At 39.3% G+C, this 12143-nt stretch carries 9 protein-coding genes and 2 pseudogenes; 10 read left to right on the forward strand and 1 reads right to left on the reverse strand.

Annotated elements, in window-relative coordinates:
* Positions 1–221: 221 nt before the first annotated feature.
* The 3 genes and pseudogenes from O9334_RS15760 to O9334_RS15770 all read left to right on the forward strand — a co-directional run.
* Positions 222–572: pseudogene (locus tag O9334_RS15760) on the forward strand (helix-turn-helix domain-containing protein); the annotation flags it as partial.
* 571 nt (positions 573–1143) lie between these two features.
* Positions 1144–2109, forward strand: coding sequence for an o-succinylbenzoate synthase (locus O9334_RS15765; protein ID WP_288001052.1), 966 nt, complete (start codon positions 1144–1146; stop codon positions 2107–2109).
* Positions 2085–3424, forward strand: a pseudogene (locus O9334_RS15770) (2-succinylbenzoate--CoA ligase); the annotation flags it as partial. The gene O9334_RS15765 and the pseudogene O9334_RS15770, both read left to right, overlap by 25 nt.
* A 25-nt stretch (positions 3425–3449) precedes the next feature.
* On the opposite strand, the gene O9334_RS15775 reads toward O9334_RS15770, so the two are convergent.
* A complete protein-coding gene (locus tag O9334_RS15775; RefSeq protein WP_045356968.1) occupies positions 3450–3824 on the reverse strand; it encodes a GNAT family N-acetyltransferase in 375 nt (124 codons plus the stop codon).
* 94 nt (positions 3825–3918) lie between these two features.
* Here O9334_RS15775 and O9334_RS15780 point away from each other — a divergent pair, with 94 nt between their 5' ends.
* The 7 genes from O9334_RS15780 to trpS all read left to right on the forward strand — a co-directional run bounded on the left by O9334_RS15780 (position 3919) and on the right by trpS (position 12115).
* Complete coding sequence (locus O9334_RS15780) at positions 3919–5391, forward strand: NADH-quinone oxidoreductase subunit M (RefSeq protein ID WP_045356880.1); 1473 nt, start codon at positions 3919–3921, stop codon at positions 5389–5391.
* A gap of 208 nt (positions 5392–5599) precedes the next feature.
* Positions 5600–6109, forward strand: a complete 510-nt coding sequence (locus tag O9334_RS15785) for a hypothetical protein (protein ID WP_004158154.1) — start codon at positions 5600–5602, stop codon at positions 6107–6109.
* A gap of 71 nt (positions 6110–6180) precedes the next feature.
* Entirely contained in the window at positions 6181–6960 is a 780-nt protein-coding gene (locus O9334_RS15790) for a photosystem II electron transport protein, Sll1252 family (protein ID WP_045356875.1), read from the forward strand.
* Positions 6961–7003: 43 nt separating this feature from the next.
* Positions 7004–9052 carry a DNA phosphorothioation-associated putative methyltransferase gene (locus O9334_RS15795; RefSeq protein WP_045356872.1) on the forward strand — a complete coding sequence of 683 codons (2049 nt, stop codon included), beginning with the start codon at positions 7004–7006 and terminating at the stop codon, positions 9050–9052.
* A gap of 34 nt (positions 9053–9086) precedes the next feature.
* A complete protein-coding gene (locus tag O9334_RS15800) occupies positions 9087–9713 on the forward strand; it encodes a Uma2 family endonuclease (RefSeq protein WP_190380544.1) in 627 nt (208 codons plus the stop codon).
* Between the two features lie 16 nt (positions 9714–9729).
* Positions 9730–11043 carry a dolichyl-phosphate-mannose--protein mannosyltransferase gene (locus tag O9334_RS15805; RefSeq protein ID WP_288001066.1) on the forward strand — a complete coding sequence of 438 codons (1314 nt, stop codon included), beginning with the start codon at positions 9730–9732 and terminating at the stop codon, positions 11041–11043.
* Between the two features lie 61 nt (positions 11044–11104).
* Positions 11105–12115: a tryptophan--tRNA ligase gene (trpS, locus tag O9334_RS15810; protein WP_045356853.1), complete on the forward strand. Its 1011-nt coding sequence runs from the start codon at positions 11105–11107 to the stop codon at positions 12113–12115.
* Positions 12116–12143: the final 28 nt, after the last annotated feature.

Consider the following 12143-nt stretch of genomic DNA (forward strand, 5'->3'; position numbering starts at 1 on the left):
AGATTGATCGCTAAGCTGCCCGCGCATTTAAATTGCTTGTTGAGACGAGGCAAGAGGCACTCTTGCAAGAGGCAACAGTAAAGGGATTGGGGGAGATTCGGCTAATCTTAAGAATAAGCGCTTTAAATGCGTCTTAGCTTACCATTGAAAATATGGCAATTATTGGAGCCATGAGGTACAATAGAAGGCAAATAGACAAATAATTGAGAGCCAGAGCAGACATGAGACCCTATTCAGTAGATTTTCGCCAAAAAATTATCGATGTCTGGGAAAAAGAAAAAATTTCTATTCGAGAACTGGCCAAAAGATTTAATGTGGCCAAAAGCTTTATTCAAAAGTTATTGAAACAATATCGAGAAACGGGAGATATCCGTCCTCGTCCCCAGGGAGGCAGTCCCCCAACCAAGTTAAATAGTGAGCAATTAATAATTCTTGTGGAAATCATCGAAGCTAACAGGGATGCAACCCTGCAAGAATTATCTAACTTACTCTATGAAAAGACACAGATTAAAGTCAGTAGAGCCACCCTAGGGCGAATTACCAAAAAACTGAATCAAAGTTTTCCCAAAAAATTCCACAGGAGTCCGAGAAAGTTGGAGAAAAAGTAACATGGTTTCCCCTTTGCTCGTCGATGAAGTATTGAGCAATTGAGTCTAGCAGAACAAAACCTCAAAAAAGAAGCCAAAATATGGCGATATAGTCAATATTTATCGAGTGCATCTCGGGACTTTCTCCCAATTATGATCAGCAGCAGCAGTTATTAAAAGAGGGTGAATGCAATTCGTCCCCACAGGCTGCATCTCACATTTGCAGAAATACCGACAATCAGCAATTATCAGTGACCCTTAAATTATTACAGATATATCAGCAGCTGCCTGTAAGCATCCCACCGAAAAACTAATGCGCTCCGGGGTTTGGGTAGGGTTGATTCATGAATCAACCCTACTATAGAGTTCTTGCATAATTAATTTTTGAGAGTGCAAAAATGAGATGCACCCGTCCCTATCCCTACAAGCCCAAAATATGATATAGATATTTCTATAAAATTGAGCTGCAGCCTTTCACTGTTTACTGTTTACTGATCCCTGAAATGTCTCCTATCTCGACTAGAAAATTAATTTTCACGACTACTTATAGTTAATCATGTATTTCTGGCAATTTCGTGTTTATCAGCGTCCTTTGCTGCGTCCCCTACAAACCCATCACGGACTCTGGCAAATTAGGGAAGGAATTATTATTCGCTTAGAAGCGGAAGATGGACGTATTGGATGGGGAGAAATTGCTCCTTTACCTGAATTTGGTTCAGAAACATTATCGGCAGCAATATTATTCTGTAAAAGTCTCGAAAATCCCCTATCAATAACTTCAATTTTTTCTATTCCCGAACAATTTCCCGCTTGTCAATTTGCCTTTGAATCAGCTTTAGAAGATTTAAGTATAGGGAATCACTCAAGAGAATTAGAACCGAAAAACTATAGTTATTTATTACCCACTGGTGCGGAAGTATTTCCCTGTCTGGATGATATTTTAGCCGCCAATAAAACTAATACTTATAAATGGAAAATTGCAGTTAATTCTCTCGCAGAGGAGTTAAACTTATTTGAAAAATTAATTGACCGATTACCCAGGAAAATTAAATTGCGTTTAGATGCCAATGGGGGATTAAGTATTGCTGAGAGTAAAATCTGGTTAAAAATTGCCGATGAATGTAAAATAATTGAATTTATCGAACAACCTTTACCCTCATCTCAATTAGCGGAAATGTTGCAATTAAGTCAAGATTTTACCACGGAGATTGCCTTAGATGAATCCGTAGCTAATCTGCGACAAATAGAGGAATGTTATCAACGGGGATGGCGAGGAATTTTTGTGATTAAACCTGCTATTACTGGTTCAATACAAGGGTTAAGAAATCTCTGGAAAAAATATCCCTTAGATTTAGTATTTTCCTCGGTTTTAGAAACTAATATCGGCAGAAAATCCGCTTTACGTCTAGCACAAGAATACCCCAGAAAAGAGCGAGCTTTAGGTTTTGGTGTGCAACAATGGTTTAATAATAGTGAACCCGATTGGTTAGAAAAACTGTGGACGACATCAGCAAACAATTAGCATATCTCAGTCAAAAAGATTGGTTATATGGATACAATAGCCAGAAATTTTATCAATTATATCAGTCCTATTCTCAGCAATTTATCGCCGCAGATAATCCTCGATTAACTATGCTGCTGGCCGAAGGCAATCCCATTAAATTCTTAGCGATATTCTTGGCTGCCGTCAGGTCAAAAAGTTGCCTATTTTTAGCTAATCCTGACTGGAAAACTAACGAATGGGAACAGGTTTTCTCTCTGATGCAACCCGATTATATTTTTGGCGAAAATATCAAGGTTTTTAACTATAATTCTCCTCCTGTTAATCCTTTGACTAATTCTCTGATGATACCCACGGGAGGAACCTCGGGAAAAATTCGCTTTGCTATCCATAACTGGTTAACTTTAACTGCTTCTGTCAAAGGTTTTTCTGAATATTTTCAAGTCAAGCGGGTTAACTCTTTTTGCCTACTGCCCTTATATCATGTTAGTGGTTTAATGCAGTTTCTCAGAAGTTTTTTAACGGGGGGAGATTTTGCTGTTATTCCTTACCATAAAATCAAACAAAAGCGGGTAAATAATCTCAATCTTCAAGATTATTTTATCTCCTTAGTCCCCACTCAATTACAATTCTTTCTAGAAAATGATCCTCGATGGTTAGCCAATTTTAAAACAGTTTTACTAGGAGGTTCCCCTGCATGGCCATCTTTACTAGAAAAAGCTAGAGAATATAATATTTCTCTGTCTCCCACATACGGAATGACGGAAACTGCCTCACAAATTGTCACTCTTAAACCAGAAGATTTTCGACGAGGCAATAATAGTAATGGACAGGTATTACCCCATGCTCAGATAAAAATTAATCCCGATAACCAGAAAATTATTATTGAAGCGAAATCTTTATTTTTAGGCTATTATCCCCATCTTAATCAAGCAAGCTACTTCGAGACAGATGACTTAGGTTATTTGGATGAAAGTGGTTATTTATATATCATTGGTCGGGATAGTCAAAAAATAATTACTGGAGGAGAAAATGTTTATCCTTTTGAGGTAGAAACTGCCATTAGACAAACTAATTTAGTTAAAGATGTGGTGGTTTTAGGATTGCCAGATTCTCGATGGGTACAGGTAATTGTCGCTTTTTATGTACCCGTTAACTCTCAGATAAGCCAGAAAATTATTCAATCCCAGATTAAAGATAAATTAGTCAATTATAAACTGCCGAAACATTGGATAAAATTACCAGAGATACCAAAAAGTCTTCAGGGTAAGATTAATCGAACCACTTTAATTAAATTAGCTGAAACTTTTTTGACACCGAGTCAAACTCTCGACGATACTTAACCAAACCTTGCGCTCCTGTTAAAAATGCGGGTTTCCTAAAACCACCACTGCATCAATTCCTCTAGCGGCACATTCCCTTAGACTATATTGAGTTAAAAGAGAACCGATGCCCTTGCTTTGATAATCGGGTAAAATGGCTAGGGGTGCTAATCCCAGCAGATTTAAATTAGGTTTATCTTCCGACTCTAAAGACACTGGACTATAGAGAATATGACCGATAACTTTTTCTTCTTTTACAGCAACAAAAGAAAAGACAGGGACATTATTTCTGAAAGCATTGACTAAATTGGCTTCATTTTCCCGGCCAAAAGCCAAGGAATTTACTCGGTATATGGCAGCAAAATCGCTGTTTTTTTCCCGACGAATTTCTGGTAATGGTAATCTCTGGCTCATTTTATTAATAAATGTTAAAAGTTGATAGCTATCTTGCTAAAGATTGACCGCTTAGGCAATAATATTAAGTTTATCATCCCCATTAAAGTAAAGAATGCTCAACGCTTTTATTTGGCTACCGATTATAGGGGCGATACTGATTGCCTACACGCCTCTAGAGGCGAAAAAAGTGCGAGGATTAGCTCTAACTCTTGCTGTCGTTCTCTTACTGCTTAATATTCTTCTTGGCTGGCAATTTGACCCTAGGAACCCGCAAATGCAGTTCACGGTTAACCTGCCTTGGATTAATTTCCTCGGTTTCAATTATGCCCTCGGGGTCGATGGCTTATCATTTTCGTTACTTTTTCTTAACAGCATCTTGACAATAATTGCTCTTTATGCTAGTGGGACAGAGGTTAACCGACCGAGATTTTACTATTCCCTGCTCCTGTTACTCAATGCCGGAGTAGCGGGGGCCTTTCTAGCGCAGGATTTACTGCTATTTTTCCTATTTTACGAATTAGAAATCGTCCCGCTTTACTTTCTCATTGCTATTTGGGGGGGGCAAAGACGCGGCTACGCGGGCATGAAATTTTTATTATACACGGCAATTTCAGGCTTTCTAGTGCTAATCTCTTTCCTCGGCTTAGTTTGGCTAACCGGTGCTAATAATTTCGCCTATAATCCCCTTTTATCGAATAATTTAGACGTTAAAACCCAATTACTGCTCCTCATCCCCCTTCTCATCGGATTAGCCATCAAAATCCCGATTTTTCCCTTTCATACTTGGCTACCGGATGCCCACGTCGAAGCATCTACCCCCGTTTCTGTGCTTTTAGCGGGAATATTACTCAAATTAGGAACCTATGGACTGCTGCGCTTTGGAGTCGGTTTATTTCTCGACGCTTGGGTGACTATCGCCCCTTGGTTAGCAACGATAGCAGCTATCAGCGCCCTCTACGGGGCCAGTTGCGCTATTGCCCAAAAGGATATGAAAAAAGTAGTGGCCTATTCTTCCATTTCCCACATGGCCTATATTTTACTAGCGGCGGCGGCCACCACCAGATTAAGCATCACCGCGGCAATTTTGCAGATGATTAGTCACGGTTTAATTTCCGCTTTGTTATTTTTGTTGGTGGGAGTAGTGTATAAAAAAACCGGCAGTCGGGATGTGAATTATTTACGCGGTTTATTAAATCCAGAAAGAGGTTTACCAATCACGGGAATGTTAATGATTTTAGCGGCTATGGCCAGCGCCGGCATCCCCGGAATGGTAGGATTTATCGCCGAATTTTTGGTCTTTCGTGGCAGTTTCCCGATTTTCCCGATACAAACCCTCCTATGTTTGGTCGCTAGTGGTTTAACCGCAGTATATTTTCTCCTGATGATTAATCGGGTTTTCTTTGGTCGTTTAACCCCCGAATTATCGCGCATTCCTCGCAGTACCTGGCCCGAAAGATTTCCCGAAATTGCTTTGGCTTTATTTATTATTGTTTTGGGATTACAACCGAGTTGGATGATTCACTGGAGTGAAAACCAAGCATCAATGTTATTAACCGGGACGGCAATCAGTCAAAAGCAATCATAGAAACCTTTTTCGGAATTTTTAAAACCTAGACCCAAACTAACTTTTGGATAGGATGCACAGTTGGCATTCATACCTTGATTCAGCAACAGCTAAAACTGAATTAACCATTGACTAACGCCTCCCCTTTAATATTTTCTCGATCGATCGGCTTTTGCGTACCCAAAATCCTTACAATGGGAGATAAAGATAGCCTGAAAAGTTGGAGAATATGAATTATCTCATTGCCGTGTTAGCTGATCGCATACAAGCAGAAGAAGCTGCCGTTGCCCTGGAAAAAGCGGGAATTCCCCAATCTCAAGTGACCATTCTCGGTCGCGGCTATAAAAGTGCCGATGAGTTCGGTTTGATCGATCCCTTCCAACAAGCCAAAAAACGGGCTACTCTCATGGCTTTTTGGCTAATTCCCTTCGGTTTTGCCGGTGGCTACCTTTTTAACCTGATTACGGGATTGCATACCTTTGATTGGGCCGGAGAACCGGGCAATCATATTGTTGGCGGCATTGCCGGGGCGATTGGGGGGGCGATGGGCAGTATTTTCGTCGGTGGTGGCGTGGGTTTGTCGTCCGGCAGTGGCGATGCACTTCCCTATCGCAATCGTCTCGGTGCTGGAAAATATATTATTATCGTGCAGGGTTCAGAAAACCTAAAAAATCAAGCGACTCTTATCCTCCGTCAATTTAACCCCGAAAATCTGCAAGGATACGCCCTAGAACGGTGAACGGTTATTAGGAATAAGTTATCGGTCATCTGATTTTTTCCTAAGAATTTTTGATTAATTACCAGAAAACAATGTTACCAAGAGAAGAATTACTAAAGGGTGTCGAGAACCGCGAGGAGATAGCGAAAGTTATTGATAAAGCCGAACAAGCGATCAAGACTTGGGAAGTGACGGTGACAGACTTTCTTTCTCCTGCGGTTTTGGCAGAAGTAGAACGGGTTTTTCAGCGTTTAACCGATGTGTCAATGCAAAAATCGGGCGGTTATCCCCAAGCAGAAAGACAGCGCCTCGGTATTGCTAGAGTTGATCTACCTTTGGCAGTGACAGATATTCCCCTATCTGCCCTTGATATTGCCGGTAATTTTCTTTTTGATACCGCTAACCACCGGGATTTTTTAGGGGCGATGTTGGGGACGGGGATCGTTCGGGAAAAAGTCGGCGATATAATCGTTTTAGGTGAGCGAGGAGCGCAGGCGATTGTAGTGCCTGAATTGGCAGATTTTTTATCTGCTAATTTGCGACAAGTGCGTTCAGTTCCCGTGAAAACTAGCCCGATTCCTTTGACGGAATTAAAAGTTAGACCACCGCAAAAAAAAGAAATTAATACTGTGGAAGCTTCCCTACGTTTAGATGCGATCGCATCGGCGGGTTTTGGCATTTCTCGCAGTAAAATGGCCGAGGCAATTAGCGCTGGGGATGTGCGAGTTAACTGGAAAGATATCAGTCAATCTAGTTATAACGTTAAAACCGGTGATTTGATTTCTTTTCGGGGAAAAGGTCGTCTAGAAGTGGGTGAGGTTACTGTGACCAAAAAAGAGCGCTATCGGGTTCATTTAACTAGATTTATTTAGTTTTTTCTGTCTCTAGGATTTGTTATTAGACAGATTAATTGCCATGGCTGAGAATTTCGCCGTAATCGTGCAACTGTGTCAAGTTAGTCCCATCGGTAAACTATTACCGGGGGCGCTTTATGTTCATCGAGAAGCATTACAGCAACTGGATCCTATTCTCCAGAATTACGAACAACAAGCAAGAATTAATCAGCATTTATCCGAGGCAACAATAATTAAATTTAGCACCGATAAACCGAAAATATCCTATCTTTTTTATCCCGATTTTGATCGGGAACCTCACCCAGTTTTAACTAAAAGTTTAGTGGTAGATATGGGGACATTAATCTTAAGTGAATGGAATTATCAAAATGCTGATAATCCGCCCATTTTACACCGAAAAGAAACTTTTGTTACTAGGGACTATCCTCTTTATCAAGAATTCGAGCATCTCACAAAAATCGAGAGTGCTTTAGGACTTTTAAACAGTTCTTATCCCATCGGTACTAAACAGGAATGGCAACGGCTTTTAAGAAAGCATCACCTTGATTTTGCAGGAGATTATTTAGTTTGTAATCTAGAGGGACAAAAGGAAAAATCGATAATAATTGATCGCCACAAAGCCGCTCTTGTTCGCAAAACCCTTTCTCGTCCGACAAGATTAGCATTAGCGGCGGGATTATTCCTTCCTGAAACCACTTTTTTTGATTACGGTTGTGGTTATGGAGGTGATATAGAACGCATAGCTCAACAGGGTTATCAAAGTGAAGGTTGGGATCCTTATTATCGTCCCGATAGTCCTTTAATTGAATCTGATATTGTTAATTTAGGCTATGTAATTAATGTTATTGAATCCGCCGAAGAACGGCAGGAAGCCTTATTAAAAGCTTGGCAATTAACCCGTCAAGTTTTAATCGTTTCGGCACAGATTTTAATTGATGATAGCGAACGGGGTTTAATGGCTTATGAAGATGGAATTATAACCCGTCGCAATACCTTTCAAAAATACTATCAACAGGAAGAACTAAAACAGTATATTGATAGCAGTTTAGGAGTTGATTCTATTCCGATAACTTTGGGAGTTTATCTAGTTTTTCGAGAGGAAGAAAAAGCGGAAGCTTTTCGTTTATCGAGATGTCTTTCCCGCGCTACCACTCCTAAAATTAAAACCCATCTCAAACGCTTTGAAGATTACGAAGATTTATTAACTCCCCTGATGGAATTTTACACCCAGCAGGGACGTTTACCCGTCGCAGGAGAATTATTACAAGAGGAAGAAATTAAGGCAGAATTTGGCACTTTTAGACGCGCTTTTCAAGTGATTTTACAAGTAACAGAAGCGGAAGAATGGGAGATAATTGCTGATAAAAGACGCGCCGATCTTTTACTTTATTTAGCTTTAAGTCAATTTAGCCAATGTCCAAAAGTACGAGAATTATCCCCCGCTACCCGTGCCGATTTTAAAGCTTTATTTGGCAGTTATCGCAATGCTTGCGCTTTAGCAGAAGAAGTATTAATAAGTGCGGGAAATCTGCCAGCGATCGCTCGTACTTGTGAAAATAGTTCTTTAGGCAAACTTTCCCGTTATTCCCTAACTATTCATATTAGCATTCTGGAAAAATTACCGATGTTATTACGCTTATATGAAGGTTGTGCTAGTCAAACTATCGGACGGTTAGAAAATGCTAATGTTATTCGTTTATCTTTTCGTCAACCCAAAATTTCCTATCTCTATTATCCCGATTTTGATACAGAAATCCATCCGATTTTAGCTACTAGCATGGATGTATATTTAGGTTCGGCTGATTTTAGTTTTCGCGATTATCGTGATAGTCCTAATCCGCCAATTCTACACGAAAAAGAGCTTTTAGTAACGGCGGATTATCCCAACTATGATAAATTGCTTCGCTTAACTAAATTAGAAAAGGATTGGGGATTGTTAGAAGATAGAAAAGCGATCGAACGTTTACAGGGTTGGCAAAAATGTTTAGAGGATCATTGTGCTACAATCAAAGGCTATCAGATTCTGTGGCGAAAAGATGCTGATCCCTATAAAGTTAGGGTTTTACGCGCTAAAATTAACGCCAGAAGAAATCAAAATAAGTCTTCCTAAGTAATTAAGTCAAATAGACGAGGTAATTAATTTTATGATGACTACGATTCGGTTACAAGGACTAGAAGGTTTCGAGTTAAAAGCTAATGATCCTGAACAAAGAATGTTAATTTCTGGGGTTAATTGGCAACAGTACGAAACCCTCTTAAAACATTTAGAAGATAGTTCCAGTTATCGCATTACTTACTTAGATGGAATGGTAGAAATTATGGCTCCTAGTCGTCGTCATGAAGTTAGCAAAGAAGATATCGGTAGATTAGTGGAAGCTTATTTGGAATATGCTGAAATTGATTTCTGGGGATTAGGTTCCACCACGTTGCGAAAACAGGAAAAAGAAGCTGGGAAAGAACCTGACAAATGTTTTTGTTTATTTACAGAAAAAGAGTTTCCTGATTTGGCGATCGAAATAATCTTAACCAGTGGCAGCCTGAAAGTTTTAGAAGTTTATAAAAGATTGGGAACTCAAGAGGTTTGGTTTTGGCAAGATAATCAGTTAAAAATCTATTCTTTGCAAGAGAATGGCGAATATATTTTAATCCCTAAAAGTGCTTTATTACCAGATTTAAATTTAGAATTATTAGCCGAATACGTCAACCATCCTAATCCCCGTCTTGCCGTCAAAGAATTTCGCTTGCGTTTAACAGAAAATTCCCAGTTATAATAACTATTATTTTTCCATGAATTATCAAGTAAAATTTAACCTATCTATCCTAGCAATATTTTTATTTTCTCTGGCGATAAGATTCTGGAATCTCAGTCAATTTAATACTCTTGTTTTCGATGAAGTTTATTATGCTAAATACGGCAATGAATATCTCATCGGTAAAGATTTTTTCCAGTCTCACCCACCGTTAAGTCAATATTTAATTGCTATTGGTATCTGGATTGGTTCCCATTTTCCTGCCGATCCTGAAACCATTAATAATTTAACAGGTTCCCTGCGCTCAACTTTTAGTTATCGCTGGTTAAATGCTTTGACTGGTTCTTTTATTCCCCTAATTATTGGCGCAATTGCTTATCAATTAACCCAGAGAAAAAATGTATTTTTAATCACAACTTTGCTCGCCAGTTTAGACGGATTATTTCTGGTGGAATCCCGCTATGCTCTCAATAATATTTACTTAATTTTATTCGGTTTGTCTGGACAATTATTTTTTTTATTAGCACTCCAGAAAAATCAGAAACTCAATTGGCTATTATTATCGGGGGTTTGTTTCGGTTTAGCGGCAAATATTAAATGGAATGGCTTAGGATTTTTACTGGGAATATTTATTTTTATCGGTATTGCTTGGTTAATAAAATTATTGAAGCAAGAGCAGTCAAAAGATCATCTTTGGACAAAGGCAACTAACCTGAGATTAGAGGACATTTTTATCGCTTTAATTGTCTTTCCCCTAGTTACCTATAGTTTACTGTGGATACCGCATCTTCTCGTCAACCATCAATATAATTTTTGGCAAGTACATCAGGAAATTTGGTCATTTCATCAGAGAATAAAGGGCAATCAAGCTGATGTTCATCCCTATTGTTCTCCCTGGTATAGTTGGTTAGTAATGGGGCGACCAGTGGCTTATTATTTTGAGAGAGTAGGTGATAAAATTTATGATGTTCACGCTATGGGTAATCCGTTTTTGTGGTGGCTTTCTACGGGAGCAATTCTAGTGGTTTTTAGTCGATTATTTAACCGAAAAGAGCGATTAATTTCCGCCTATCTTATCTGTAACTATATTGCCAATCTGCTGCCCTGGTTAAAAATTAGTCGCTGTACCTTTCTCTATCATTATATGGCTGCCTATAGTTTCACTTGGATTGCCCTAGCTTGGCTGTTAGCCGATGGTTTAGAAAGTTCCAGTCCTATTTATAAAAATGGCTCGCGCTCGCTGATAATTTTGATAATTTTTGCTTTTATCTATTGGCTACCAATTTATTTAGGCATTCCCCTGTCAGTGCGGGATTATTATCTGAGAATGATTTTTCCCAATTGGATTTAGGATGAAATTACCCGCAAAAACTGATACAATGAAATCATGATAAAAAGCGATCGCAGGAGTTATGGGTAAACAAAGAATCTTATCTGGTGTGCAGCCAACCGGCAATTTACATTTAGGCAATTATCTCGGTGCGATCCGCAATTGGGTGGAGGGACAAAAAGACTACGATAATTTCTTTTGTGTGGTCGATTTACACGCGATCACTGTTCCCCATAATCCCGCCACTCTTGCGGAGGATACTTTAGCAATTGCCGCTTTATATTTAGCCTGCGGAATTGATTTAGAATATGCGACTATCTTTGTCCAATCCCACGTTAAGGCCCATACGGAATTAACTTGGTTATTGAATTGTATCACCCCTTTAAATTGGTTAACCGACATGATTCAATTTAAAGAAAAAGCGATTAAACAGGGGGAAAATGTTGGCACAGGTTTACTCGATTATCCCGTACTGATGGCCGCCGATATCCTACTCTACGATGCCGATAAAGTACCCGTGGGAGAAGATCAAAAACAACATTTAGAATTAACCCGCGATATAGCCGTTAGAATTAATCATCTTTTTGGACAACCGAAACAACCAATTTTAAAACTTCCCGATCCGATGATCCGCAAGGAAGGAGCGCGGGTGATGAGTTTAACCGATGGCCGGAATAAAATGTCTAAATCCGATCCTTCCGAGATGAGTCGGATTAATATTCTCGATAGTCCCGATGTCATTGCTAAGAAAATTAAACGCTGTAAAACCGATCTAGTTAAGGGTTTAACTTTCGATGATCCAGAACGTCCCGAATGCCATAATTTACTAACTCTATATAGTATTTTATCGGCAAAAAGTAAAGAGGTGGTCGCGGGAGAATGTGCCGATTTAGGTTGGGGACAATTTAAACCGATGTTAACAGAAGTTACCATAGAATCTCTGAAACCTATTCAGGAAAAATACGCTCAAATTAGAGAGGATAAAGATTATTTAGCCACAGTTTTGCGGCAAGGTCGTCTCAAAGCAGCAGCGGTGGCCAATCAAACTCTCGATCGAGTCAAAAATGCCATGGGTTATTTACCACCATTTTAGGGATAATTTTCGGGTGCATCTCATAATT

It is taken from the genome of Microcystis sp. LE19-8.1F (genome assembly GCF_027531715.1).
Taxonomy (GTDB): domain Bacteria; phylum Cyanobacteriota; class Cyanobacteriia; order Cyanobacteriales; family Microcystaceae; genus Microcystis; species Microcystis wesenbergii_A.